The sequence below is a fragment of the Streptomyces sp. CB01635 genome (assembly GCF_002803065.1).
Classification (GTDB): domain Bacteria; phylum Actinomycetota; class Actinomycetes; order Streptomycetales; family Streptomycetaceae; genus Streptomyces.
In genome coordinates this window covers 758,570-784,315 of the sequence record NZ_NNBL01000002.1, presented here as the reverse complement: position 1 = coordinate 784,315, position 25,746 = coordinate 758,570, and the positions used below count along the sequence as shown (strand labels likewise).

At 71.8% G+C, this 25,746-nt stretch carries 25 protein-coding genes; 11 read left to right on the top strand and 14 right to left on the bottom strand.

The window, feature by feature from the left end; all coding sequences use genetic code 11:
* Window positions 1–134 precede the first annotated feature (134 nt).
* A complete protein-coding gene (locus CG723_RS07620; RefSeq protein WP_100592464.1) occupies window positions 135–635 on the top strand; it encodes a MarR family winged helix-turn-helix transcriptional regulator in 501 nt (166 codons plus the stop codon).
* Between the two features lie 80 nt (window positions 636–715).
* On the opposite strand, the gene CG723_RS07615 is transcribed toward CG723_RS07620, so the two are convergent.
* From CG723_RS07615 to CG723_RS07600, 4 genes are all read right to left on the bottom strand, one after another.
* The gene (locus CG723_RS07615) at window positions 716–1,768 is read right to left on the bottom strand and encodes an aminotransferase class V-fold PLP-dependent enzyme (protein WP_100592463.1); all 1,053 of its coding nucleotides are present in this window, start codon (window positions 1,766–1,768) and stop codon (window positions 716–718) included.
* A 115-nt stretch (window positions 1,769–1,883) separates the two neighbouring features.
* The gene (locus CG723_RS07610; RefSeq protein WP_100592462.1) at window positions 1,884–2,600 is read right to left on the bottom strand and encodes a DsbA family oxidoreductase; all 717 of its coding nucleotides are present in this window, start codon (window positions 2,598–2,600) and stop codon (window positions 1,884–1,886) included.
* Between the two features lie 116 nt (window positions 2,601–2,716).
* Window positions 2,717–3,325, bottom strand: a complete 609-nt coding sequence (locus CG723_RS07605; protein WP_100592461.1) for a DUF1349 domain-containing protein — start codon at window positions 3,323–3,325, stop codon at window positions 2,717–2,719.
* Window positions 3,326–3,376: 51 nt separating this feature from the next.
* Window positions 3,377–4,909 carry an aldehyde dehydrogenase (NADP(+)) gene (locus CG723_RS07600; protein WP_100592460.1) on the bottom strand — a complete coding sequence of 511 codons (1,533 nt, stop codon included), beginning with the start codon at window positions 4,907–4,909 and terminating at the stop codon, window positions 3,377–3,379.
* A gap of 134 nt (window positions 4,910–5,043) precedes the next feature.
* On the opposite strand from CG723_RS07600, the gene CG723_RS07595 reads away from it, so the two are divergent.
* The 6 genes from CG723_RS07595 (at window position 5,044) to CG723_RS07570 (ending at window position 10,947) form a co-directional block, all read left to right on the top strand.
* On the top strand, window positions 5,044–5,817 hold the full coding sequence (locus CG723_RS07595; protein WP_100592459.1) for an IclR family transcriptional regulator: 774 nt from the start codon (window positions 5,044–5,046) through the stop codon (window positions 5,815–5,817).
* Window positions 5,817–6,287 (top strand): GNAT family N-acetyltransferase, encoded by a 471-nt coding sequence (locus CG723_RS07590; RefSeq protein ID WP_100592458.1) that lies wholly within the window; start codon window positions 5,817–5,819, stop codon window positions 6,285–6,287. Before CG723_RS07595 ends, CG723_RS07590 begins: the two co-directional genes overlap by 1 nt.
* 116 nt (window positions 6,288–6,403) lie before the next feature.
* A complete protein-coding gene (locus CG723_RS07585; protein WP_100592457.1) occupies window positions 6,404–7,414 on the top strand; it encodes a hypothetical protein in 1,011 nt (336 codons plus the stop codon).
* Window positions 7,411–8,664, top strand: a complete 1,254-nt coding sequence (locus tag CG723_RS07580) for a sensor histidine kinase (RefSeq protein ID WP_100592456.1) — start codon at window positions 7,411–7,413, stop codon at window positions 8,662–8,664. Before CG723_RS07585 ends, CG723_RS07580 begins: the two co-directional genes overlap by 4 nt.
* A gap of 51 nt (window positions 8,665–8,715) precedes the next feature.
* The gene (locus tag CG723_RS07575) at window positions 8,716–9,366 is read left to right on the top strand and encodes a response regulator transcription factor (RefSeq protein ID WP_100592455.1); all 651 of its coding nucleotides are present in this window, start codon (window positions 8,716–8,718) and stop codon (window positions 9,364–9,366) included.
* A gap of 117 nt (window positions 9,367–9,483) precedes the next feature.
* On the top strand, window positions 9,484–10,947 hold the full coding sequence (locus CG723_RS07570) for a peptidoglycan D,D-transpeptidase FtsI family protein (protein ID WP_100592454.1): 1,464 nt from the start codon (window positions 9,484–9,486) through the stop codon (window positions 10,945–10,947).
* Between the two features lie 53 nt (window positions 10,948–11,000).
* Here the strand turns inward: CG723_RS07570 and CG723_RS07565 are convergent, their stop codons facing one another.
* Both CG723_RS07565 and CG723_RS07560 read right to left on the bottom strand, forming a co-directional pair.
* Window positions 11,001–11,702, bottom strand: a complete 702-nt coding sequence (locus tag CG723_RS07565; protein ID WP_100592453.1) for a hypothetical protein — start codon at window positions 11,700–11,702, stop codon at window positions 11,001–11,003.
* Window positions 11,703–11,732: 30 nt separating this feature from the next.
* Window positions 11,733–13,187, bottom strand: a complete 1,455-nt coding sequence (locus CG723_RS07560; protein WP_100592452.1) for an NCS2 family permease — start codon at window positions 13,185–13,187, stop codon at window positions 11,733–11,735.
* Window positions 13,188–13,652: 465 nt separating this feature from the next.
* On the opposite strand from CG723_RS07560, the gene CG723_RS07555 reads away from it, so the two are divergent.
* Entirely contained in the window at window positions 13,653–14,270 is a 618-nt protein-coding gene (locus CG723_RS07555) for a helix-turn-helix domain-containing protein (protein ID WP_100592451.1), read from the top strand.
* Window positions 14,271–14,373: 103 nt separating this feature from the next.
* On the opposite strand, the gene CG723_RS07550 is transcribed toward CG723_RS07555, so the two are convergent.
* From CG723_RS07550 to CG723_RS07540, 3 genes are all read right to left on the bottom strand, one after another.
* A complete protein-coding gene (locus CG723_RS07550; RefSeq protein ID WP_100592450.1) occupies window positions 14,374–15,168 on the bottom strand; it encodes an HAD family acid phosphatase in 795 nt (264 codons plus the stop codon).
* 352 nt (window positions 15,169–15,520) lie between these two features.
* Window positions 15,521–16,291, bottom strand: a complete 771-nt coding sequence (locus tag CG723_RS07545; protein WP_100592449.1) for an MBL fold metallo-hydrolase — start codon at window positions 16,289–16,291, stop codon at window positions 15,521–15,523.
* A 40-nt stretch (window positions 16,292–16,331) separates the two neighbouring features.
* Window positions 16,332–16,940, bottom strand: coding sequence for a TIGR03086 family metal-binding protein (locus CG723_RS07540; protein WP_100592448.1), 609 nt, complete (start codon window positions 16,938–16,940; stop codon window positions 16,332–16,334).
* 155 nt (window positions 16,941–17,095) lie between these two features.
* On the opposite strand from CG723_RS07540, the gene CG723_RS07535 reads away from it, so the two are divergent.
* Entirely contained in the window at window positions 17,096–18,274 is a 1,179-nt protein-coding gene (locus tag CG723_RS07535) for an MFS transporter (protein WP_100592447.1), read from the top strand.
* On the opposite strand, the gene CG723_RS07530 is transcribed toward CG723_RS07535, so the two are convergent.
* From CG723_RS07530 to CG723_RS07520, 3 genes are all read right to left on the bottom strand, one after another.
* Complete coding sequence (locus CG723_RS07530) at window positions 18,249–19,562, bottom strand: S28 family serine protease (RefSeq protein ID WP_100592446.1); 1,314 nt, start codon at window positions 19,560–19,562, stop codon at window positions 18,249–18,251. The two genes, CG723_RS07535 and CG723_RS07530, sit on opposite strands and share 26 nt — an antisense overlap.
* Before the next feature lie 147 nt (window positions 19,563–19,709).
* A complete protein-coding gene (locus CG723_RS07525; RefSeq protein WP_100592445.1) occupies window positions 19,710–20,873 on the bottom strand; it encodes a hypothetical protein in 1,164 nt (387 codons plus the stop codon).
* On the bottom strand, window positions 20,870–21,820 hold the full coding sequence (locus tag CG723_RS07520) for a 5-dehydro-4-deoxyglucarate dehydratase (protein WP_100592444.1): 951 nt from the start codon (window positions 21,818–21,820) through the stop codon (window positions 20,870–20,872). Before CG723_RS07520 ends, CG723_RS07525 begins: the two co-directional genes overlap by 4 nt.
* Before the next feature lie 229 nt (window positions 21,821–22,049).
* On the opposite strand from CG723_RS07520, the gene CG723_RS07515 reads away from it, so the two are divergent.
* The gene (locus CG723_RS07515) at window positions 22,050–22,859 is read left to right on the top strand and encodes an NAD-dependent epimerase/dehydratase family protein (protein ID WP_100592443.1); all 810 of its coding nucleotides are present in this window, start codon (window positions 22,050–22,052) and stop codon (window positions 22,857–22,859) included.
* A 9-nt stretch (window positions 22,860–22,868) separates the two neighbouring features.
* Here the strand turns inward: CG723_RS07515 and lysA are convergent, their stop codons facing one another.
* Both lysA and CG723_RS07505 read right to left on the bottom strand, forming a co-directional pair.
* Window positions 22,869–24,209, bottom strand: coding sequence for a diaminopimelate decarboxylase (gene lysA / locus CG723_RS07510; RefSeq protein WP_100592442.1), 1,341 nt, complete (start codon window positions 24,207–24,209; stop codon window positions 22,869–22,871).
* Between the two features lie 13 nt (window positions 24,210–24,222).
* Window positions 24,223–24,525 carry an SAV_915 family protein gene (locus tag CG723_RS07505; RefSeq protein ID WP_100592441.1) on the bottom strand — a complete coding sequence of 101 codons (303 nt, stop codon included), beginning with the start codon at window positions 24,523–24,525 and terminating at the stop codon, window positions 24,223–24,225.
* A 439-nt stretch (window positions 24,526–24,964) separates the two neighbouring features.
* Here CG723_RS07505 and CG723_RS07500 point away from each other — a divergent pair, with 439 nt between their 5' ends.
* Window positions 24,965–25,726, top strand: a complete 762-nt coding sequence (locus CG723_RS07500; protein WP_199841682.1) for a DeoR/GlpR family DNA-binding transcription regulator — start codon at window positions 24,965–24,967, stop codon at window positions 25,724–25,726.
* The last annotated feature ends 20 nt before the right edge of the window (window positions 25,727–25,746 follow it).

The following is a 25,746-nucleotide window of genomic DNA, read 5'->3' as shown; positions in this document are numbered from 1 at the left end:
TGGTCGGCCAAGTAATCGAGCCGTGTGCCACTGTAACCCATTCATTGGCCGACCAAGGTAATCTCTGGGTGAAGACCGAACCCCCGTGGAGAGACCGGACTCCACGGCGAGGCCGGAACCGATCAGGAGTCGCCATGACGGACGAGCCAGCCTGTAGTGAGCACCTGCCCGAGGCCGCCCGTTGCGGTCCCGTCAGCCATGCGCTCTCCCGCGTGGCGCGGCTGCACCGGATCACCGCGGGCAAGCTGCTGCGCGGGCTCGGCCTCTATCCGGGCCAGGAGTTCCTGATGATGCACCTGTGGGACAGGGGGCCCGTGCGCCAGTCGGAGCTCATCAAGGCGGTCGACCTGGACCCGTCCACGGTGACGAAGATGCTCCAGCGGCTCGAACAGGCCGGTCATGTACGCCGCTCCCCCGACCCGCGCGACCGGCGGGCCGTGCTCGTGGAGACGACGGACGCCAGCTGCGGCCTGCTCGGCGACGTGCAGCACAAGTGGGGCGACCTGGAGGACCACACGCTGCGCGGCCTCGACAAGGAGGAGCGGACCGAACTCCTGCGGCTGCTCGCCAAGGTCGAGGCGAATTTGTGCACGGATCCGGCGAGCTGCCCGGGGGCGGAGCCTGCCGACGGGTGATCCGGGGATTGCGGGCGGGCCTGCTCCGGACGGTTGGCGGAGGCCGGAGCGGCCCGACGCGCAGGGTCGGCCCGGCGGGTTCAGCCCGACAGCGCCTCAAGGAGCCGGTCGACGTCGGAATCCGTGTTGTACAGGTGGAAGGCCGCCCGCAGGTTGCCCGCGCGGTTGGAGACCTCGATGCCGGCCCGGCTCAGCTCCGGCTGCCGAGCGCCGAGGCCCGGGACGGAGACCACCGGCGAGCCCGGCGCGGGCACGGGCTCGTGGCCAAGTGTGGCGAGGCCCGCGCGGAAGCGCTCCGCCAGGGCGAGGTCATGGGCCCGGATCGCGTCGACGCCGAGTTCCTCGATGAGCGCCAGGGAGTGCCGCGCGCCCGCGTACGAGAAGAGGCTGGGGCTCTCGTCGAACCGCCGCGCGGAGTGGGCGAGCTCCTCGACGGGTCCGTAGCAGCTGTCCCACGGGTGCTCGCCCGCGACCCAGCCCGCGAAGACCGCGCTGAGGGATCCCATGTCCTCCGGGACGACCAGGAAGCTCACGCCGCGCGGGCACAGCAGCCACTTGAAGCCGACGGTGGACGTGTAGTCCTGCGCGTCCGCGTCGACGGGCAGCCAGCCCGCGGCCTGGGAGCAGTCGATGTAGGTGCGGGCGCCGTGGGCGCGGGCCGCCTCGCGGATCGCGGGCAGGTCGGCGACGCGTCCGTCGGCGGACTGGGCCGCGCTGACGGCGACCAGCGCGGTGCCGGGCCGAACGGCGTCGGCGATCCCTTCCAGGGGCGCGGTGCGGACCTTGAGGTCGCCGCGTACGTAGAAGGGGTTCACGGTGGAGCTGAAGTCGTCCTGCGCGGTGAGGACCTCGGCGCCCGCCGGGAGCGAGGCGGCGATGACTCCGGTGTAGACGGCCACCGAGGCGCCGGCCGCCACCCGGTCGGCCGGAACCCCGGCAAGCCGGGCGAAGGCGGCGCGGGCGGCCTCGACGTCCGCGAACATGTCGGCGGGGCGGCCGGCCGCGACGGAGGCGACCGCGTCCTTCATGGCCGCCACCGTGCGGGACGGGAGCAGCCCGGTGCTCGCGGTGTTCAGATAGCTGGTGACGGGTGCGAACTCGGCGCGCACGAGCGCGTGATCGAGAGTCTCCATGAGTCCACTGTGCCGCCTGGCCAACTATCGGTCCATTGCGTGTTGTTGAGCAGTACCCCTAAGCGTCTCTTATAAGTGCTGCTCCGGGGGCTGCGTGCCGCTCCCGCGGCCCGTGTCAGTTCTGCGGGACCGCGCATCCGTCCGGGCCACAGGCCTCGGCGTCGCCGCTGTCGATGACCTGGAGCGGCGAGCGGCTGCCCCACGCCTGCTCCAGGGCCTGGGCGAAGACCTCGGCGGGCTGGGCGCCGGAGACGCCGTACTTGCGGTCGAGGACGAAGAAGGGCACGCCGTTCGCGCCGAGCTCGGCGGCCTCGCGCTCGTCGGCACGCACGTCGTCGGCGTACCGGGCGGGGTCGGCGAGGACGGCGCGGGCCTCGTCGGCGTCGAGTCCGGCCTCGGCGGCGAGGCTGATCAGGTACCCGTCGGCGTCGGCGAAGACGGACCGCTCGTCGGCGAAGTTCGCGCGGTACAGGAGGCCGATCAGCTCGTCCTGGCGGCCCTGCTCCTTCGCGAAGTGGAGGAGGCGGTGCATGTCGAAGGTGTTGCCGTGGTCGCGGCCCTCGGTGAGGTAGGCGAGGCCCTCGGAGGCGGCGTTCTCGCCGAGGTTGCGCTCGGCGGCCTGCGCCTGGTCCTCGGTCATGCCGTACTTCTGCGCGAGCATCGGGATGACGAGTCCGCTGTCGCCCTTGGCGCGCGTCGGGTCGAGCTCGAAGGAGCGGTGGACCACCTCGACGCCGTCACGGTGCGGGAAGGCGGCCAGGGCCTTCTCGAAGCGGGCCTTGCCGACGTAGCACCAGGGGCAGGCTATGTCGGACCAGATCTCGACGCGCATGGGGGTCACTCCAGATTCGTACGGCGCAGGGTGTGCCCTGCGACCCCCTTCAACGCCCGGCTCCGGCGGCTCATTCCCCGGGCCGGGCGGTCAGGTGCCCCTGGGTTCCCGAGGTGTCAGGAACCGTCCTTCAGGCCCTGCGGCCAGCTCGGGCGGAACTCGATGGCCTCGTACGTGACGACGCAGCCGTCACCGACCGGGGCCTGCGCCATGAAGCCGACCAGGGCCGCTCCCGCGGACTCCTCGTCGCCCAGCGAGAAGATCCGGACGAAGGTCCACTTCTCGCCGTCCGGCGAGGCGTGGAAGGCGAACGCCGAACCGGTGCGGCTGATGCGCAGCCACACCGTGCTGCCGCCCACGACGAACGCGTTCGCGTCGTCGGAGTGGCCGCGCGTGACGACGGTGCAGACGGTCGGCTCGTCGGGCGAGCGCTCCAGGCAGAGCTTGGCCCACTCGCGCTCGCCGACGTGCAGATAGAGCACACCCGCGTCGAAGGCGGCGGTGAAGCCGACCGTGACCCGGGCGAGCAGCTGGAAGTCGCCCTTCGGCGCCCCGAGCAGGCGGGGCGCGTCGGACGCCGGGTCCAGGGCCGTGCCGGTGGGCGGCACGAAGCGGTCCTGGCGGGGTCCGGCCCAGCCGGTGAGCACCCCGTCCTCGTACGACCAGTGCCCGTCGGGGCCGTAGGTGCGCAGCGGGAACGGGAGTTCGGGGAGTTCGATGTCCATCGGGTCAGTTTTCCAGGTGCGGGTCGGGCTTGCCGGTGAGGGCGGGCGGGTTCAGAGTTCCTGGCGGCCTTCGTAGCGGCGCGGCAGGCCCAGCGGGTTGTCGTCGCGCAGCTCAGGCGGCAGGAGTGCCTCGGGGGTGTTCTGGTACGCGACCGGGCGCAGCCAGCGCTCGACGGCGGTGCCGCCCACGGACGTCGACGTGGACGTCGTGGCCGGGTACGGGCCGCCGTGGTGCTGGGCGGGGGCGACGGCGACGCCGGTGGGCCAGCCGTTGACCAGGACGCGGCCCGCGAGCGGGGTGAGCTCGGCGAGGATCTCGGCGCCGCGCCCCTGGCCCGCGGCCTCGCCCTCGGACAGGTGGACGGTGGCCGAGAGGTTGCCGGGCAGCCGCGAGAGCACGGAGGTGACCTCGGCGTCGTCCTCGTAGCGGGCGACGACGGTCACCGGACCGAAGCACTCCTCGAGGAGGAGGTCGTGGTCGCCGCCATCGGTGGCCAGGCGCTGGGCCGGGACCGTGAGGAAGCCGGGACTGACGGTGTGCTCGCTGCCCGCGCCCGGGGTCACGGGGGCGTCCACGTCGGGCAGCTCCGCGCGCTCGGCGACGCCCGCGACGAAGTTGTCGCGCATGCGGTGGTCGAGGAGCACGCCCGCGTCGGTGTCGCTGACGGCGTCGGTGAGGGACTTGACGAGGCGGTCGCCGTCGGCACCGTTGGGCGCGAAGACGAGGCCGGGCTTCACGCAGAACTGGCCGACGCCGAGCGTCATGGAGCCCGCGAGCCCGGCACCGATCTGCTCGGCACGCTCGGCCGCGGCCTCCGCCGTGATGACCACGGGGTTGAGGGAGCCGAGTTCGCCGTGGAAGGGGATCGGCACGGGGCGGGCGGCCGCCGCGTCGAACAGGGCGCGCCCGCCCCGTACGGAACCGGTGAAGCCGGCGGCCGAGACCAGCGGGTGCTTCACGAGCTCGACGCCCGCCTCGAAGCCGTGGACCAGGCCGAGTACGCCCTCCGGGATGCCGTGCTGGGCGGCGGCCCTGCGCAGCACGGAGGCGACCAGTTCGGAGGTGGCGGGGTGGTCGGGGTGGGCCTTGACGACGACGGGGCAGCCCGCGGCGAGCGCGCTCGCGGTGTCGCCGCCGGGCACGGAGAAGGCGAACGGGAAGTTCGACGCCGAGTAGACGGCGACGACGCCCAGCGGCACCTTGTAGCGGCGAAGGTCCGGGATCGGCGGGGTCGCCGAGTCGTCGGGGTGGTCGATGACGATGCCCAGGAAGGCGCCCTCGTCGACGATGTCCGCGAAGGCGCGCAACTGGTAGCTGGTGCGGGCGAGTTCACCGGTGAGGCGGACGGGACCGAGCGCGGTCTCCGCGTCCGCGGCCTCCACCAGGTGGTCCTTGGAGGCGTCGAGGAGCTCGGCGGCGCTGCGCAGGAAGGCGGCGCGCACGGTGCGGTCCGCGAGGGCGCCCGTGGCGGCGTGCGCGGCGCGGACCGCCTGGTCCACCTCCTCGGCTGTGGCTTCCACCGCAACCTGCTCCCGCTGCTTCCCGGTTCGGGGGTCGACACTCCAGACTGGTGCTGCTGCCACCGCGGGTTCCTCCAGATTTGTGCCGCTCACCTGACGACGAACAGCAGCTGTTCGATATGCTGAACGCTGTCCCTGATGATGAATACGCTACGGACTCAGGACACTAATTCTGGTCGAACGAAGGGGTCAAGGGAATGTCGGCAGGTGAGACGGGCGGCGGGGCTCAGGTCAAGTCCGCGGTACGGACCGTGGAATTGCTCGAATACTTCGCGGGCCGGCCCGGAATGCACTCCCTGGCGGCCGTCCAGGAAGCGGTCGGTTACCCCAAGTCCAGCCTGTACATGCTCCTTCGCACGCTGGTCGAGCTCGGCTGGGTGGAGACGGACGCGACAGGCACGCGGTACGGCATCGGCGTACGCGCCCTGCTCGTCGGCACGTCGTACATCGACGGCGACGAGGTGGTGGCCGCGGCCCGCCCCACCCTCGACCGGCTCTCCGACGACACCACGGAGACGATCCACCTGGCGCGCCTCGACGGCACGAACGTCGTCTATCTCGCCACGCGCCAGTCGCAGCACTACCTGCGGCCCTTCACCCGCGTCGGCCGCCGGCTGCCCGCGCACTCCACATCCCTCGGCAAGGCGCTGCTCGCGACCCACACCGACGAGCAGGTCCGCAAGATGCTCCCCGAGACGCTCCCGGCCCTCACCGAGCACACCATCACCGACCGCGAGAAGCTCATCGAGGAGCTGCACACGGTGCGCGAGCAGGGCATCGCGGTGGACCGCGAGGAGAACACGCTGGGGCTTCGCTGCTTCGGCGTCGCGATCCCGTACCGCACACCGGCGCGCGACGCGATCAGCTGCTCGGTGCCGGTGGCGCGCCTGACCCCCGCGCACGAGCAGATGGTGAAGGACGCGCTGTTCGACGCCCGGGACCGGCTGACGCTTGCGACACGGAGGCTCTGATGGAGGTCGCGCTGCGTGCCGTCGAGGAGAGTGACGTCCGCGTCTTCTTCCGGCACATGAACGACCCGGAGGCGGCCCGCGTCGCCGCGTTCGTCTCGCCCAGGGGGTCCGACTGGGACCACTTCGAGGCGCACTGGAAGCGGATCCGCTCGTCGTCCGACGTGGTGCGCGCCGTCGTCGCCGACGGCGAACTCGTGGGGAGCGCAGCCGTGTACGGGGAGCCGGGCGATCTCCAGGTCACGTACTGGATCGACCGCACGCACTGGGGGCGCGGACTCGCCACGGCGGCGCTCCGCACGCTGCTCGCCGAGGTCCCGGAGCGCCCGCTGCACGCGCGCGCCGCGACCGACAACATCGGCTCGCTGCGCGTCCTGGAGAAGTGCGGTTTCCGCGTCATCGGCCAGGATTCGGGCTTCGCCCACGCGCGCGGGAAGGAAATTCCCGAGTACGTGCTGGTGCTCGACGCGTAAGCGGTACACGGCGGGTGCCCCGTGCGCCTGCGGCGGCCGTGGCCTCCCCCGTGCGGCGGAGGCGGATCGGCTGTGGGCACGACGTGCGGGCGCGGGCGGCGCGGGAGCGTGGGGGCATGACGCAGACAGCCGCTCCCGCCTCCCGTACCGCTCCCCGACCGGCACTCCGCAGCGGCAGACTCAGGCGCGTGCTGCGGGCGGTCGCCGTGGTGTCGTGCCTGCCGTACCTCACGCTCAAGATCGCCTGGATCGGCGGGAGTCACCTCGGGATCCCCGAGGGCAGCCCGCTGCTCGACCACCGGGCGTCGATGGCCGCCGCCAACAGCGTGACCGTGCTCATGGACGGCGCCGTGATCGTCCTCGCGCTGCTGCTGACCCGGCCGTGGGGGCGGCGCGTCCCGGCCTGGCTCCTCGTGTTCCCGATGTGGGTCGCGACCGGGCTGCTCACCCCGATCATGACCGGGTACCCGCTCCAGCTGCTGGTCAGGGCCTTCGGCGGCTCCGTGAACCACGGCGGGTCCAAGGGCGGACCCTTCCTCGACGAGTGGGTGTTCGGGGTCGTCTACACCGGCTTCATCCTCCAAGGGCTCGCCCTCGGCACCCTGTTCGCCCTGTACGCGCGCGACCGCTGGGGCCACACGTGGCGCGGCCCGGTCCGGGAGCTGCCGCCTCCCCCGGCCGACGCCGCCCGGCGGACCCCGGCGGTCGCCGCCGCGGTGCTCGCCCTGTTCCCCCTGACCCTGCACCTGCTGTGGGCGTGCGGCGCGACCACCGGCCTCAGCTCCGCCCGGATCGCGGACCGTTCAAGTGACTTCTACGTCCTCGAGGCCACGGACGTGGCCTTCCTCGCCGCCGCCGTGCTCGGCGCGCTGTCCCTCACCTTCCGGCGCGGCGGCGGCCTGCCGGTGAAGCTGCCGCTGGCCCTCGCGTGGCTCGGCTCGGGGGCCGTGGCCTGCTGGGGCGGCTGGCTCGCGCTCGCTTCCCTCGCCGGCGTCGACGACATCACCCGGCGGCCGACGCCGGTCATGAACCTCACCTACGCTGTCCAGATGATCGTCGGGATCCTCGTCGCCGCCGTCGGTGTCCGCTTCCTCGCGGGCCGCGCGGAGCGACGTACGGCGTCATGAGGGGTTTCTGGAGCGCCCTGTTCGGGCGGCGGGCGCGTCGGCGGTGGATCCATCTGATCCTCGGCGGCGCACTCGCCATGCCGTACGTCCTGGTGGGCTCGGTCGTCATCGGGTCGCTCACCGGCGTGAGCGATGTCTTCACCTCACTGACCCTCCAACTCGGCTCGTTCGCCGTGGGGTTGCCGCTCGCCGCGGTCACCGCTCTGTTCCCGCTGACCCGGCCGATCTCGGTGGCGGCGGTGCGCGCGCTGTGTGGGGTGCCGGGCGACGCACTCGCCGACGGGCCGCCCCGGAGCCGCGCCGCGCGAGGGCGGACCGTCGCCTGGTTCACGCTGCACCTCGGATTCGGCGGGGTACTCAGTGGGATGACGCTCGCGCTGCCCCCGTTCGCGGTGACGCTGATGGTGCTTCCCCTGTTCGCCGGGCTGCGTGACTCGGCCCTCGCGCTGCCCGAAGTCCTGCACCACGCGTGGGCATTGGCGCTCGCCCCCGTCGCGGGCGCGGCGATGCTCGTGGCGCTCGCGGGCTGCGCCGCGGTGGCCGGTGCCCTCCTGGCGCGGTGGGCGCCCGTGCTCCTCGGGCCGACTCCGGCGGACCGGCTCGTCGTGGCCGAGCGGCGCGCCGCGGACCTCGCCCTACGCAACCGGCTCGCGCGCGAGCTGCACGACTCGGTGGGCCACGCCCTGAGCGCGGTCACCCTCCAGGCGAGCGCGGCTCGCCGCGTCCTCTACCACGACGTGGAGTTCGTCCGCGAGGCCCTCGCCGCGATCGAGGACACCACGCGGCGCACGGTGGGCGAACTCGACGCCGTACTGGGCGTGTTGCGGGAGGCGGGCGACCCCGCGTCCACGGCGCCCGCGCCGACACTCGCCGCCGACCTGGACGGGCTGCTGAGCCGCACGCGGGCCGGCGGCCTGCGCCTACAGGCGGATGTCGTGGCCCTGGACCCGGCCGCGCTGCCGCCGCTGGTGTCCCGCGAGGCGTACCGGATCGTGCAGGAGGTGCTGAGCAACGCGCTGCGGCACGCGGGCACGTCCCTCGCTCTGCGTCTCGCGCGCGACGGCGACGACCTGCTGATCACCGCCGAGAACCCGCTGCCGCCGCACCCGCCGCGCGCCCGCCCCGGCGGCGGCCACGGGCTGCGCGGCATCGCGGACCGGGCCCGGCTGCTGGGCGGCGCGGCCGAGGCCGGCCCTGCGGACGGTGCGTGGCGGGTGTCGGTACGGCTGCCTCTGAAGGCGAACGCATGAGGCGAACGCACGAGGCAACCGCACGAGGAATCGCATGAGAGGAACCACCCCATGACCGCGATCCGTGTCGTCCTCGCCGACGACGAGCGCATGGTGCGCAGCGCCCTGCGCGCCATCCTGTCCGCCGAGGACGGCATCGAGGTCGTGGGCGAGGCGGCGACCGGCGCCGAAGCGGTGTCCGTGGTGCGCGAGCTGGCGCCCGACGTGGTCCTCATGGACGTACGCATGCCGGAGACCGACGGCATACGCGCCACGGAACAGATCCTCGGATCGATGGCCGCGCCCCCGCGCATCGTCGTGGTCACGACCTTCGAGAACGACGCCTACGTGTACGAGGCACTGCGCGCGGGCGCCGCCGGGTTCCTCCTCAAGCGCGCCGAGGCGGACGCGCTCGTGCAGACGGTGCGCCTCGTCGCGCACACCGACTCCCTGCTCTTCCCCGCGGCCGTGCGCGCCCTCGCCGCGGAGTACGGGCACACCGGGCCCGCGGCGGCCGCGTGGGTGGCGCGGCTCACGGGCCGCGAGAGCGAGGTGCTGCGGCACATGGCGTCGGGCCTGACCAACGCGGAGATCGCGCGGCGGATGGGAGTGGGCCCCGCCACGGTGAAGACGCATGTGGCGGCGGTCCTGGCGAAGACCGGGGCCCGGGACCGTACACAGGCCGTGATCGCGGCGTACGAGGGCGGCTTCATGAAGGCGTGAGCCTCGTGACAGCGGCCGCGTCCGGGCCGGCGTGACGCGGATCTCTTGATGAGGATTCACTGAGAAACCGGGCCGGAACGGAACGATCCGCTCTCGTCCGCTCGTCTTCTGTGCGGGATGAACAAGACGATCAGACGCGCCTCGGTCTTCTGTCTGCTCCTCGTGCTCGCTCTGCTGGTGAGGGCGACGTGGGTGCAGTTCTACGACGGCCAGGCCCTCGCGGACAACAAGAACAACCGGCGGAACGTGATGCAGCAGTACGCGTATCCCCTGGGCGACATCATCGTGGGCGGAGAGGCGGTCACCGATTCGAAGAGAACGGGCACGGGCAGCGACCTCGCGTACAAGCGCACGTACAAGGACGGCGAGCTCTATGCGGGCGTGACGGGCTTCAGCTCGCAGGTGTACGGGCAGACGCAGCTCGAGGGCATCTACCAGGACATCCTCGACGGGACGGACACCCGGCTCAAGAACCCCGTCGACGCGGTCACCGGCAAGCACACCGAGCCCGGTGACGTGGTCACGACCATCGACCCGGCGGTGCAGAAGGCCGCGTACCGCGCGCTCGGCGACAAGAAGGGCGCGGCCGTCGCGATCGACCCGAAGACCGGCAAGGTGCTCGGCCTCGTCTCGACGCCGTCGTTCGACCCGTCGAAGATCAGCGGCTCGGACCCGTCCACGGACGGCAAGGCGTGGACGGCGCTGTCGAAGGACAAGGACCAGCCGACGCTGAACCGGGCGATCAAGCAGGCGCTGCCGCCCGGGTCCACGTTCAAGCTGGTCGTCGCGGCAGCGGCGCTGGAGGACGGGCTCTACTCGTCGGTGGACGCGAAGACCGACAGCCCGAACCCGTACCGGCTGCCGGGCACGGCCACGGACCTGAAGAACGAGAGCGCGTCCGCGCCCTGCGAGGACGCCTCGATCCGCACGGCGCTGAAGTACTCCTGCAACAACGTCTTCGGAAAGCTCGCCGTCGACCTGGGCCAGGACAAGGTCAGGGCGATGGCCGAGAAGTTCGGCTTCAACGACGACAAGCAGGACATGCCGGTCCGGGCCTCCAAGAGCGTGTACCCGAAGGACATGGACAAGGCGCAGACGGGCCTGTCGGGCATCGGCCAGTTCGACGTGACGGCGACGCCGCTGCAGATGGCGATGGTCTCGGCGACGATCGCCAACGGCGGCGAGCAGGCCTCCCCGCACATGGTCTCGCAGGTCACGGACGCCGACGGCAACGCGATCAAGAGCTTCGCCGACGGTGACAGCACGCGCGTCGTGAGCACGTCCACGGCCTCGCAGCTCCAGTCGGCGATGGAGACGGTCGTCTCGCAGGGCACCGGTACGAACGCACAGATCCCGGGCGCGACGGTGGGCGGCAAGACGGGTACGGCCCAGCACGGCGAGAACAACAGCAAGACGCCGTACGCCTGGTTCACGTCGTACGCGAAGGACGACTCCACCGGCAAGGAGGTCGCGGTGGCGGTCGTGGTGGAGCAGTCGGACGCGGCCCGCTCGGAGGTGAGCGGCAACGGTCTGGCGGCGCCGATCGCGAAGGCGATGATGTCGGCGGCGCTCAAGGGGTAGACGGGCTCGGCGAGGTGCCGGAACCGGTGTTCCGGCACCTCGCCATGAAGGCCCTAGCGGCTCCGGCCGCGTAGCGCCCAGGCCGTCACCGGCGGCACCAGCGCTCCCACCAGCAGACCCACCGCGAGACCGACGCCGAAGCCTGTGCCGGTGCTCGCCGCCACCACGACAGCGGCGACGAGGGCCAGGGCGCCGCCCTTGAGTACGTAGCCGCGCCGGAGCCCCGGGAACGTGGGGCGCCGCGGGACCGGCGGCGGTTCGGACGGCGCGGGCTCCGGGCCGGCGCCGACCGCCTTCTCACGCTTGAACCACGCGTACACGACCCAGCCGCCGCACGGCTCCCAGCCGTCGGGCGCGAGCCGTTCGTCGAGGCCTTCGCCGCCCCCGGTGATCAGCTCGCGCCGGTACTCCCAGCGCCGCGGCCGCTCCGGGTCGCGGTGGCTGACGAAGCGGCCGAGCGGGTCGACCCGCTCGACCTCCCAGCCCTCGTCGCCGAAGCGGTTCAGGAGGTGCTCGTCGGCATACGTGTCGGCGAGCCAGCGCCAGGTCTCCAAGTGCTCGTCGGCTGCGGACGTCCCGGACGGGGCGAGGCGCCGGGCGAGCGCTTCGGCCGGACCGAACGCGTCCTGCGGGTCCGCTCCCCCGGCCTGCGCCAGATACGCCGCGAGATCGGCGACCGTGGCGGCGACACGGTCCGGCGGAAGGCCGTGCGCCTCGCGCAGCAGCTCCGCGAGGCGGTCGAGATAGCCGGTCACGACCCGAGCCTAGATCACGGCCCTACGGCGTCACTTCACGCCGAGCAGCTGCTCCACGGGGTCGATCGCGAAGTACACGAGGAAGAGCGCGGCCGCGCCCCACAGCAGCCAGTGCACCTCACGCGCCTTGCCGAGGGACGCCTTGATGACGACGTACGAGACGAAGCCCGCGCCGATGCCGTTGGTGATGGAGTACGTGAACGGCATGACGGCGATGGTCAGGAACGCCGGGATGGCGATCTCGAACCGCTCCCAGTCGATGTGCTTGACCTGCGTCATCATCAGGAAGCCGACCGCGATGAGGGCGGGCGCCGCGGCCTGCATCGGCACGATCGTCAGGACCGGGGTGAGGAACAGGGCGAGCGCGAACAGGCCGCCGGTGACCAGGTTCGCGAAGCCGGTGCGCGCGCCCTCTCCGACACCCGCGGCCGACTCGACGTACGTGGTCGCCGAGGAGGCGGAGGCGGCGCCACCCGCGACGGCGGCCACGCTGTCGATGAACAGCACCCGGCCGACGTTCGGCACCTGGCCGCGCTCGTCGAGCAGTCCGGCCTCGGCCGTGATGCCGACGACGGTGCCCATGGTGTCGAAGAAGTCCGAAAGGATCAGAGTGAAGACGAACAGCACCACCGTGAGCGCGCCCACCTGGCCGAAGGCACCGAACAGATCGAAGTGACCGAGGAGGCCGAAGTCCGGCGAGGCGACGAGCTTGTCCGGCACCTGGGGCACGGTGAGACCCCAGGACTTGACGTCGGCGAGCTCGTTGACCGCGATGGCGACCAGCGTCATCGCCACGATGCTGATGAGGATGGCGCCCTTCACCTTGCGGGCGAGCAGCACGATCGTCAGGAGCACCCCGGCGCAGAACACGAGCATGGGCCAGCCGGTCAGGGTGCCGGTGCCGAGCTGCACCGGCACGGTGGTGTTCGCGACGTCCGGAATGCGGGTGACGAAGCCGGAGTCGACGAAACCGATGAAGGCGATGAACAGGCCGATACCTACGCTGATGGCCTGCTTGAGCGGCTGCGGAATGGCGTGCATGACCGCCTCGCGCAGGCCCGTCAGGACCAGGACGCAGATCAGCAGGCCCTCGAGCACGATGAGCCCCATCGCGTCGTCCCAGGCCATCTGGGGCGCGAGCTGGAAGGCGACGACAGCGTTGAGCCCGAGGCCCGCCGCGAGGGCGAGCGGCAGATTGCCGCCGACGCCCATGATCACGGTCATCACCGCGGCCACGAGAGCCGTGGCGGTGACGAGTTGGACCGGATCGAGCTGATCGCCGAACTTGTCCTTGGTACTGCCGAGGATGATCGGATTGAGGACGAGGATGTACGCCATGGTGAAGAACGTGGCGAATCCGCCGCGTATCTCCCTGCCGTACGTAGAACCGCGCTCCGATATACGGAAGTAGCGGTCGATGGCACTGCCCGATCCCGCGGGGGGCGCGGTGGTGGAGTTCACCGGGCCGGTCGCGTTGGTCTGCATGACTTCTCCAGGCTCTACAGCGATCTGAGGATCCAGAGATCCAGGGATCCCGGCGTGCCGTACCGCACGCCAGGGACAGCTCTCTCGTGGGATTCACCTATCACCGCACCGTGTGAGCCATGGACGAAAGCGCACACGGGCGAGACCGGATCATACGTGCGCTCACGGGAACCGAATTCCCGCCCAGAGGGCACTTGTTCAGGCTATTTGCCGATAACGGAACATCACATTCAGTCCCAAGAGCTCCATACGATCCCCGAACTGCCTCCGCGTCCGACTCCACCTCCTGTCGGTTCCTACGAAATCTCGATTCCACTGTCCGTCTAAGTCATGATTGCTGCGGAACGGTCGAAAACCGGCCAGGCGAACACTCCTTACTCTGTGCTGGTGCATCGTCACCCGACAGCGGATCCGACACCCCCCTTCAACGCCAGAGCCGCGCGCACCATCCGGGAGAACCTCGGGATGGCTCCCGGTCACGTTGCGTACGGCATGCGCGCGTCGTACGGAATGAGTCACATCACTCCGGACCACATCACCGCGTGGGAGCGCGGCACCGCACTGCCCAGTTCGACCGAACTCACCGCGCTGGCGGGCGCGTTGTGGTGCGCGCCCCACCAGCTCATCGGCGCCCCGCGCACCTTGCGGGAGCATCGCCTCGCCCGCGGTCTGGCCGTCGAGGACGTGGCCCGCGGCATCGGCCTCGACGTCGGCGCGTACCAGCAGATGGAGGCGACCGGCCAGTGGGGTGGCAACCACCGCCAGTCCGCGGCGCTCGCCTCCGTACTCGCCCTGGCCCCACGGGACCTGATCTCCATCACGGGCCGCGAGGACGACTTGGCGCAGCTGCTGCGGGACGCCGTCGGTACCCGCTGGCAGGCACACGTCCGCGCGATCGCCAAGCTGCTCTCGATGGAACGCCGTGACCTCGACGGCGCGTTGCGCGAAATGCACCAGGAATACCAGACCCTGATGGCGGCGACGCTGAGCCGGGCGGGCGGTTCGATCGCCTCGGGCGAGCCGGGCCAGCGCTATCTCGACGACATCGTGGACCACTTCTGGCAGAGGGTCCCCTCCGCGTAGCTGCCGCAGATCGCGGGCGGAGTACAACCGACGGCTGCGGACCTGCGGCAGCGGCGCGCACCGGTAGCCGACCCGGTGCACGCCGACGCTCGCGGCCGTGCGACTAGCTGACGTAGTACGTCGGGTTCGGGAACTTGTACGTCTTGTCGGCGTAGCCGCCCTCGAGGTCGGAGTACTGGTCGCCGAAGTTGCCGACGATGTCGTAGCCGAGGGACTCGATGTGCTTGCGGGTGCCGGACTTGTACTGCACGGTGGTGCAGTTCCAGGCGCTCGCGGTGGCGCAACCGCTGAGGTAGGCGGGCGGGTTGGTCTTGTCCTTGAGGAAGACATGGTCGGCGTCGAGGTTGACGTCGATGCCGACCTTCTTCAGGTTCTCGACGGCGGCGGCGCGCTGCGTCTCGCCCAGACCGGAGTTGTAGAAGACCTCGACACCCTTGGACTGCGCGTAGTCGATGAGACCGGGCGTACCGAAGACGGCCGGTCGGTCCGCCTTTGCCACGTACTCCTTCCAACTGGCGTCGTTGTAGACGTAGTTGGTCTTCTTCTCGTAGTCGAGGCTGAGGAGAAGAGTGTCGTCGATGTCGAAGACGACGGCGGGCTTGTCACCTTTTCCGTGGTGCTGCTTGGCGGCCTTGGCGATCTGCCTCTTCGCACCCGCCTCGATGCGCGCCAGGTCCTTGGCGTACTGACTGTCGGCCGAGGCCTGCCACACGCCGGCGCTGTCCTGCGTGGCACCGTAGTACGAGGTGATCTCGGTGGTGAGGAGACCGATGTTGTGGGGCTCGGCGGTGGTGCTCGCCGACGCGCCGCCGGCACTCGCCGCGCCCGTACCGTAGACGGCACCGCCCGCGAGGGCGCACGCCGCGGCGATCCCCGCGACTCTGATGGACTTCCGCATGAATGGTGTCTCCGGATCTGGCCTGCAGCGGCCGTCGGGTCGGAAGGAGACCCGGCGCGCACATCGCGTCGCGTGATCGTTCGCGCCAGGTCACCGCTTGTCTACGCGCATCACACGAGCGGCGACAGGTGCTTTATCCGATCGATACGCGATCCATAGGAATCCAGCCCTGCGGTTCCGCTGCTCCTCGGTGCCGTGCGGGCACGAACGGTCCTGCCGATGTGCGGGCGGGGCGCCCAGTGCCTGGACGGCCATCAGCCGTCTCGACGCGTCCCCGGCCATTTTCGGCACACCCGGCCGTCTCCGTTTCCTGGGCGCGCTCATGGCTGCCCTCCAGCGCACAGGTGATGGGTCAGCGCTTCCGACGGAGGCGGAGAACGTCTCCCTCGCGGGCCTGCGACGTCCGGCCGCCGAAGACAGCCCCCGCGCGGGCCGTCGCCGCCTCGGCGGTGAGCGTGGGGCCGACATGGGTGATCACCAGCTCCCCGACGCCCGCCGCCCTCGCGACGGCCCCCGCGTCCTCCGGGGTCAGATGGACCGGCTCACCGTCCCGCCGCCGGTCGATGTCGGCCTCGCACAGGAACAGGTCGGCTCCGGCGGCGAGTTCGGTCAGCTCGGGGCAGGGTCCGGTGTCCCCGGAGTACGCGAAGACCACACCCTCGTACTCGACGCGCAGTCCGTACGCCTCCAATCCCCCGTGCGCCACACGTCTGCTCTCCAGGATCAGGCCGCCGCCCAGGTCTGCCCGGTGTCCGTCGCCCAGGTCGCGGAAGTCGAAGACCTCCGCGACCTGCGACGGGTCGTCGCTTCCGAAGAACCCGGCCAGCCTCCGCGCGCAACCCGCAGGGGCGTGGACCGGCAGGGGTACGGGCACGGTGAGGCCGCCGTCACCGATGCCGGCCGCCGCCGCGATGAGGTCGGCCCAGTGGTCGGAGTGCAGGTGCGAGATCCAGACGGCGGTCAGCGCCTCCGGGGTGGCGTGCCGCTGAAGTTCGGCGAACGTGCCGGGGCCCGCGTCCACCCAGACCCGTACGTCTCCTGCCGTCAGGAGGTATCCGGAGCAGGGGTGTCCGGGCCGCGGGTGGGGCGATGCGGTGCCGAGGACGGTGAGGGTGAGCGCCATCCCGGCACCCTACGGTGCGCGCCGAGTGGGTGGACGGGTTTCAGGGGGCGGGCCTCCACTGCGGTTCGCGGCCGCTCAGCCCCACGACCCGGTCCAGGAGTGGTGCCTCGTCCGGGACGGGGACCACGGGGCCGAAGATGGGCGGGCGGTCCGGACCCGTGGACTGCGCGAGGAACGCGTGGGCCGCTCCCAGGGCAGCCTCCTCGGGGTCGTACTCCTGGCCCGTGGCCCTCGCCAGGTCCCAGCCGTGCACGACGAGTTCGTCCAGGGCGACGAGGCCCGCCACCCCGGCGGGCAGGTCGACGCCGCCCGCGCGGGTCATCCCCTGCCAGGCCTCCGGGTCGCGCCAGGCCTCCGCGAGTTCGTCGAGCGCCTTGGCCAGCGCCTCGCGCCAGCCGTCCGTGATGTCGGGCAGGGACGCCGTCGGGTTCGTGTCCGTCGTCGGGCCCAGGTTCTTGCGGGCGGCGTCGCCGAAGGCGACAGTCAGCCCGAGGATGTGCCCGAGCAGGTTGCGCACCGAGTACTCCGGGCACGGGGTCGCCAGGTTCAGCCGGCCCTCGCCCACTCCGTCCGCGAGGCGCGCCACGAGCCGCGTCTGCGGGCCGAAGTCCACCATCTGCTGCGCCGTCTGGTCGATCGCGTCGGGCATGTCGGGCTCCTTGCTCGTTCTCAGGACTCACAAATCCAGGACTCGCATTGCGTACTCACCTGTAGACCCCGGCTCCGCCCGAAAGTCATCGGCGCGTCCGCCTAGGGCATCCGCCCGATCCCCCGCCGGGGGCCTTAGCACCACGATGACCTGGCATGACGTTCACTTCTACCGCCACACGGGGCGGTTCCCGGCTCCTCCTGGCCGGCATCGTCGTGTCCGGGTTCGGTACCTCCGCCATGTGGCTGGCCGCCGGGATCTGGGTGAAGGACCTGACCGGCTCGGACAGCCTCGCCGCGCTGTGCGCCTTCGCGCTGTGGGCGCCCACGCTCGCCGGGCCCCTGCTCGGCACGGTCGCCGACCGCACCCGGCGACGGCCCCTCCTCGTCGCCGCGAACCTGGGCCTCGGCCTGCTGCTCCTGTCGCTGCCGGCCGTCGACTCGGCGGGCCGGCTGTGGATCCTGTTCGCGGTCCTCTTCGCGTACGGGACATGCGGGGTCGTCACCGACGCGGCCGAGGCCGCCCTCGTACCTGCTGTCGTCGGCAAGGACGCGCTCGGTGACTTCAACGGGCTGCGGATGACGGCCAACGAGGGCATGAAGCTGGTCGCCCCGCTCGCAGGCGCGGGCCTCTTCGCAGTGTGCGGAGGCGGGGGCGTGGCCCTGCTCGACGCCGCGACCTTCGCCGCCGCGGCCGGGCTCTACGCGCGGCTCCGGATCCGGGAGCCCGCGCCCGCACGCCGGACCACGGGCGTGCGGGCCCGCACCGCGGAGGGCGTACGCGCGCTGTGGCGGCAGGAGCGGCTGCGCCCCCTCGTCCTGGCCGCCGCGGCCACCATGCTGCTGGCGGGCCTGAACGGCGCCGCGCTCTACGCGGTCGTCGACGGCGGCCTCGGCCGCTCCCCCTCGTACGCGGGGGTCTTGTCCGCCGTGCAGGGCGCCGGTTCGGTCGTGGCCGGGCTCGCCGCGGGAGGGCTGCTGCGGCGGCTCGGCGAGCGCCGGTTCTCGGCGGCGGGGATCGCCCTGTTCGCGGCGGGCGCGGGCCTGCGCGCGCTCCCGTACGACGCCGTGGCACTCGGGTGCAGCGCGGCGATCGGCATGGGCCTGCCGTGCGTCCTGATCGCGGCGCTCACCGCGGTCCAGCGCGAGACCCCGGACGCGCTCGTCGGCCGCGCGGTGGCGACCGCGAACACACTGATGTTCGCGCCGAACGCGGTGGCCCTCGCGATGGGCGCGGGCCTCATCGCGGTCGTGGACCACCGCGTCCTGCTGCCGCTGCTCGGCGCGGCCGGACTCGTGCTCGCGTGCGCTACTGCACGCCGGCCCAGCGCTTGATCGTGGCGACGGCCTTGGTCTGCTCGTCCGCGGGCAGCTTGGCGATGGCCGCGCCGTGGTTGGAGCCGGGCACGACGTAGCGGTACGAGTCGTGCTTGCTCGGGGTGAACTTCTCGGCGCTCCACGGGTCGTTCTGCCCGTACACGAACATCATCCGCTCGCCACGCGTCTTCACCCACTTGTCGACGCCGGAGATCGCCGAGCCGTCGTAGGTGCCGCGCATCGCGGCGGGCAGGACCGAGTTGGGCTGGTAGATGTCCGGGTAGTGGCGGACGTCCTTGAGGTGCTTGAACTTGAGGTCGGCCCAGCCGAGTTGGGTGGCGGCCTGCCGGTAGTAGGGGCCGGTGCCGTTCGTGCCCAGGGTCTCGTCCTGGTAGACGCTGAAGCCATGGCCCTTCGACCAGGTGTAGAGCTCGTCGTCGGTGGCCTTCTTGGCGTCGGGCACGGTCGGGCAGTCGTCGATCGTGCCGCTCTGCCAGAAGTTCCAGACCTGGTCGAGCACGGCGAACTCGTAGGCCCTGTCGGTGGTTCCGAGGGTTTCCTCGAACGTGTCACCGGCCGCCGCCGCATCGGCCTCGAACTTCGGGACGAGGGCGTCGCGGCGCACCAGCATCTCGCGCTGCACGGCGTTCAGGGCGGCGCGGCACTCGGGCGTGCCGACGGTCTTGAAGAAGTCCTCGTAGCCGCTGTCGTCGTTGTTGTTCGCGTCGTTCGGAGCGACGAACGCGACGACGGCGTCGAGGTCCTGCGGGTAGAAGCGCTCGTGGAAGGTCGCGGTCATGCCGCCCTTGCTGCCGCCCGTGGCGAGCCACTTGCCCTTCTCGATGGTGCGCAGGGCCTGCGTGATGCGGTGCTCGTCGCTGGACTCCTGCCAGACCGTGAGCTTGGACCAGTCGTCACCTGCCGCGCCCTTGGGGCGGGACTCTGCGAAGTAGCGGTGTTCGATGGAGACCTGGTTGGCGTCGAGCAGCTTGGTGATCTCGCGCGTGCTGGAGGAGAGGGTGTAGCCGCCGGTGTAGAAGACGGTGGGCTTGGCGGCCGCCTTGTGCCAGAGCGTGAGGCGCTGGGTGAACGTGCCGGCCTTGGGGTTGCGGTGGTCGACCGGCTGCGCGTACGTGAGCGTATAGAAGGGGTAGCCCTCCTTGTCGGTCACCGAGACGACCGTCATGCCGGGGATGGCCGCCAACTGCGCCTGGATGTCCTCCTGTTGGGCGGCGGTACCGAGGACGTTCCCCTGCGCCGCCCCCGCAGGGACGGTCCCGCCGAGCACCGCCGCACCCGCCATCATCCCCGCGCACAACAGCGCGGCCGTCCCCCGGCCACGACCCTGGCTGTGACCCCGTCTACGACCCTGGTTCCGCCCCTGGTTACGCACGCGCACCTCGTGTCCCCTCCGTAGGAAGCGTCGATTGTGGTGCGCGGATGGTAACCGCTTTCAGGCGAGGTCCGACAGGCCCTCCGCGATCAGCTTCAGATCGCTGTCCGCCGCCAGCCCCGCATGATAGAGCCGCAGTTCGTTCGCACCCAGTCCGGCCGCGTGCCGGGCGTCGGCGGCGAGCGTGGCGGGGCTCCCGCCCATCCCGGCGACCACGGTGAGGTTGGCCGCCACAACTCCCCTGCCCTGAGCGGCAAAGGGGGCTATCAGCTCCGCGCCGCCGGTGCACGGCACGACCACCCCGTCCGCGACGGCGAGGATGTGCGCCGGGTCCACGCCCGCGTTCGCCCCGCAGTGGTACGACGCCGGGTCGGCGTGCAGCAGGATCCGGAACCCGTCCGGGGCCTGCGCGCGGACCGCGGCGACGGCTTCCTCCTGAAGGCTGCGGGCGACGCTGTCACGCCAAGCGCGCGCGCCCGCCGCCGTGCGCGCCCCGAGCAACTTCTCCACCGCCTCCCAGCCGCCGTCCGGGGTGCCGTTCCCGCGCCACAGAGGCTCCAGCGCGTGCCGGACGTCACCCGCCAGCTTCGCGGCGTCCAGCCCTTGTCGGCCGTATCCGTCGCGGCACGACGGGCAGAAGCAGAGCGACATCAGGTACTGGCCCGCGTCGCCGAGGCCGACGCCCGCGGTCTTGTCGTGGGCGTGCAGATGCGCGAGCCCGTACCAGCCGAGGGATTCGAGTTCGGTGCCCTGCGCGCCGGGCCGCACGGCCGCCTCCGCCGCCAGGTCGACGAGGTACGCGCGCGTGGCGGACTGTGCGATGCAGGGGGCCCACGGGTAGCGGTCGCCGTAGGCGTTGACGACGGAGGTGTCCGGATGTTCCGCGCCCAGACGGGAGTTGTGCGCGAGGACGACCCAGGTGTGGACGTCGAGCCCGGCGCCCGCGAGCGCCTCGGCGGCCTCCCCGAAGGCGTCGCCGGGAGCCCAGTCCCCCGCCTCGTACGGCCGCAGGTCCCGGCCCTGCCAGCGGTCGCCCGGCGGGTAGAGGACCGCGGCGTGTTCTGCCGTGACGACGCGGTGGCGCGGGTGACGCGGAGTCAGGGCGCGGGTGGAGTGGTAGGCGGAGGCGAGGGTCGCCTGCTGGACGCCGAGGCCCGCGATGCGACGGGCGGCCTCGGGGTCGCCGTTGACGTCCCAGGGATAGACGAAGGCGGATGCCCTCATGCCTGGTCCCCCGTCTCCGCGAGGAGCGCGCGGCCGCGCTCGACGATGCCGGCGAGCCGCTTGACGTGGTCGTCGGTGGGCTCGTGCAGGGGCGGGCGGACCTCGCCGACGTCGAGGCCGGTGAGCCGGACGCCGGCCTTGACGAGGGAGACCGCGTAGCCGCGGCCCTCGTTGCGGAGTTCGACGAGCGGCCGGTAGAAGGCGTCGAGGAGGCGGTTGGCGGTGGCGTCGTCGCCGGTGCGCAGGGCCGTGTGGAAGGCGAGGGCGATGTCGGGCGCGAAGCAGAACACGGCGGACGAGTAGAGGCCGACGCCGATGCCGCGGTAGGCGAGGCCGGTGAGTTCCGCGGTGGGCAGGCCGTTGAAGTAGAGGAAGTCGGTGAGTCCCTCGGCGCGTACGGCGCTGATGGTGCGCTGGAGCAGGTCGAGGTCGCCGAGGCCGTCCTTGAGTCCGAGGATCTTGGGGTGGCGGGCGAGGGCGACGACGGTCGCCGGCGTGAACACGGCGTTGTCGCGCTGGTAGACGATGATTTCCAGAGAGGTCGCGTCGGCCAGCTCCGAGTAGTGGCGCAGCAGGCCCTCCTGGCCGGCGACCACGAGGTAGGGCGGCATCGCGAGGAGCCCGTCGGCGCCGGCTTCCTCGGCGAGGCGCGCGTAGCGCACGGCGAGGGCCGTGCCGTACCCGGCGCCCGCGACGACCGGCACCCGTCCCGCCGTCTCCTCCACGGCCGCGGCCACGCACGCCTGGAACTCCTCAGGGGTCAGGGAGTGGAACTCGCCCGTCCCGCAGCACGCGAAGACCGCGGCGGCCCCTGCCTCGACGCCCTGGCGCACATGGGTGCGGAAGGTGTCGAGGTCGAGGGTGCCGTCGGATCCGAAGGCGGTGACCGGGAAGAACAGCGGCCCGCTGGGGATGCTGAGTCGAGCGGCGAGAGGGGCTGACGTCACGGGCTCTCCCTTGGCGTGCACGGTTCTGATTTGCGTCTATATTTCTGAACTCGCTCACGCTAATCCGCCCCCAGGGCGCGGGTCAAGCACGCTAACTCGCATCCTGGCAGCGGATTTCCAGCCTCCGCGGGAGACTTGACTACGCCCTGCGGCAATCTTTAGCGTGTCCATAGATGTGAATGCCGTGCATGAATGCGGCCATCTGTCTGACTATTCGAGGAGACTCCGCATGCCCGCTCCCCGCACCGTCCTGCTCACCGGAGCCGCCGGCGGCCTCGGCACCCTGATGCGCGGACTGCTTCCGGCCTACGGTTACGAGCTGCGCCTCCTCGACGCCCGCCCGATCGAGGGCGAGCCGGACGCGATCACGGCCGACCTCGCCGACCGGGACGCCCTGCGCGAGGCCGTGCGCGGCGTCGACGCGATCATCCATCTCGCGGGCATCTCCCTGGAGTCCAGCTTCGACAAGATCCTCAAGGCGAACATCGAAGGGCTCTACAACCTCTACGAGGCCGCGCGCGAGGAAGGCGTGCGCCGCATCGTGTTCGCCTCGTCGAACCACGCGATCGGCTATACGCCGCGCCCCGCGGACGGCGACCCCCGCGTTCCCGTCGACACGCCCCGCCGCCCCGACACCTACTACGGCCTGTCCAAGTCGTTCGGCGAGGACCTCGCGCAGTTCTACTGGGACAAGTTCGGCCAGGAGACCGTGTCCGTGCGCATCGGCTCGTGCTTCATGGAGCCGACGAACGTACGCATGATGTCGGTGTGGCTGAGCCCGGGCGACGGCGCGAGGCTCTTCGACGCGGCGATCAGGGCCGAGGGCGTCGGGCACACAGTCGTCTACGGCTCGTCCGACAACACGCGCGTGTGGTGGGACCTGTCGTCCGCGCGGGCACTCGGTTACGAGCCGCAGGACGACTCGGAGCAGTACGCCGAGAAGCTGATCGCCGAGTTCGGCGAGCTGGACCCGGCCAACCCCGACCACACGCGGATGGGCGGTCACTTCGTGACGAACCCGCCCGTCTGGCCGTACTGAGGCGGCGGTTCAGAGCCCTGTGTCACGGCTCCTGAGGTCCTCGGCCGACTCGCGGCGCACCAGGAGCCTGGCCCGCCCGTCCGCCACGGCGACGACGGGCGGCCGTCCCACCAGGTGGTGGCCGGACGCCGTCGACAGCTGGTAGGCGCCCGCCACGGGCACGGCGAGGAGGTCCCCGGGCCGTACGTCGTCCGGCAGCGGCACGTCCGAGGCGAGGACATCGCCCGCCTCGCAGCGCCGGCCGACGACCGTGACGGGGCGCGTGGCCGCCGTGGAGCGCCTGCCGACGAGGCGGGCCGCGTAGCGGACGCCGTGGAGCGCGGGCCGTGGGTTGTCGCTCATGCCTCCGTCGACGGCGACGAAGACGCGGGCGCCGGTGCGCTGCACGGCGAGCACCCGGTACAGGGCCACGCCCGCGCGGGCGACGACGGCCCGGCCCGGCTCGACGGCGAGGCGCGGCACGGGAAGGTCCGACTGGGCGCAGGCGTCGGCGAGTTCGCGGCGCACGCGGCGGGCCAGCTCCGGTACGTCGAGCGGGTGCTCGCCGGGCCGGTGGGCGACCGCGTGGCCGCCGCCGATGTCGAGCTCGGGCAGCGTGATCCCGTGCCGGTCGCGGATGCGGGCCATCAGGCCGACGAGGTGCCGCACGGCGACGACGTACGGCTTCACGGTGTCGATCTGCGAGCCGATGTGGCAGTGCAGTCCGGTCAGTTCGAGCCCCGGCTGCTCGACGAGGCGGGTCACGGCGTGCATCGCGGAGCCGTCCGCGATGGACAGGCCGGACTTCTGGTCGTCCGTCCCGGTGCGGCTCGCGGCGTGCCCGCCCGCGGCGACGCCCGGCACGACGCGGGCCATGACGCGCTGCCGGGTGCCTCGGGGGACGTACGCGGCGAGGCGTGCGATCTCGGAGGTCGAGTCGACGACGATGCGCCCCACGCCGTGCCGCAGGGCCGCGCGCAGGTCGTCGGGGCTCTTCGCGTTGCCGTGGAAGACGATCCGCTCGGGCGGCAGGCCCGCGATGACGGCGAGTTCCAGCTCGCCCGCCGAGCACACGTCGAGCCCGAGGCCCTCCTCGTGGACCCAGTGGACCATCGCGCGGCACAGGAAGGCCTTGGCCGCGTAGAGGACGTCGGCGCCGGGGAAGGCGCTGCGGTAGGTGCGGCAGCGTTCACGCACGTCCGTCTCGTCGAGTACGTGGACGGGCGTGCCGAACTGCTCGGCCACGTCGACGAGTTCGACCCCGGAGACGGTCGGGTCGCCGTGCGGGCCCCGGACGGTGGTGGCGGGCCAGACGGAGAGATCGTCGGGCGACTGCGCCAAGATCGCGGCGACTACGGTCGTGACGGCCATGTGGACGGGCCCCTCAGCCGCGGTGGCCGGCGGGCGCGGGCGCCGGGCTCGGGTCGACGGTGAGCTCGGTGACGCCCACCGGTCCCGTGAGGGCCCGCAGGGCGGGTTCGGCGAGCCGGATCCACGGCTGCCCGGGCCCGAGCAGGTCGACGAGGAGACGCTCGCTGGTGAAGCCGACGGCGGTGCGGCCGCCGCGCGCGGTGCGGAAGAGGCGGGTCGCGCAGGTCCCGGGTCCCGGCCGGACGGGGACGAACAGGGGCCCGGCCGGGGTGGGTTCGCAGGGTTCGGCGTCGTCGGCTTCGATGCGGTCGTTCACGGCTGCTCCTGGGTGGCGAGGAAAGCGTGCTGACGGAAGAGTGCTCCGGCAAGGACGTTATGCCCGCCTGTCCCCTCTCCGGCCCCGCCGATGACGCACTGTTGACGCCTTCTCGGCGCTCCTTGACGCAAAGCGAGCGGGGCAGGCGGGCAGCGAACGGGCTGCCGCGGCCCCCCGAACGGGCATCGTCCTGCCCGCTTCCGCGCGCCGCCCCAGGTCCGAGGCGGGCAGGTGCCTGTGTGAACGGGCACAGACGGGCAGCATCGGACCGGTAACGAACCTGGTCACAGCCGCGGGCCCGCTGTACAAATTTCCCAGAGTCACCGCACGGGCCCGAACGGGCGGCGGACCGGTCACCGGGCACACCCGGCCCGGAACGCACAACAGGGACCGCACGGTCCGGACAGCACAGCAAGGACCGCACAGAGAGGTGCACAGCATGAGCGCGGAGGAACGCCAGCGGGAGATCGTGCGCGCCGCACGCCGCAGCGGCTCCGTCGACGTCACCGTGCTCGCGGCCCGACTCGGCGTCGCGAAGGAGACCGTACGGCGCGACCTGCGGGCCCTGGAGGACCACGGCCTGGTGCGGCGCACGCACGGCGGCGCCTATCCCGTGGAGAGCGCGGGTTTCGAGACGACGCTCGCCTTCCGCACCACCATGCACGTCCCGGAGAAGCGCCGGATCGCCGCCGCGGCGGCCGAGCTGCTCGGGGACGCGGAGACCGTCTTCGTCGACGAGGGGTTCACCCCCCAGCTCATCGCCGAGGCCCTGCCGCGGGACCGGCCGCTCACCGTGGTCACCGCGTCGCTGGCCACGGCGGGCGCACTCGCCGAGGCCGAGAACACGACGGTGCTGCTGCTCGGCGGCAGAGTGCGGTCCGGCACCCTGGCCACGGTCGACCACTGGACGACGAAGATGCTCGCCGGGTTCGTGATCGACCTGGCGTTCATCGGCGCCAACGGCATCTCGCGCGAGCACGGCCTGACCACGCCCGACCCCGCGGTCAGCGAGGTCAAGGCGCAGGCCGTGCGGGCCTCCCGGCGCACGGTGTTCGCGGGTGTGCACACCAAGTTCGGGGCGGTCAGCTTCTGCCGGTTCGCGCCGGTCTCCTCGCTGGAGGCGATCGTGACCAGCACGCAGCTGCCCGCGTCCGAGGCTCACCGCTATGCGTTGCAGGGGCCCCAGGTCATCCGCGTCTGACACCCCTGCCTGCGTACGCC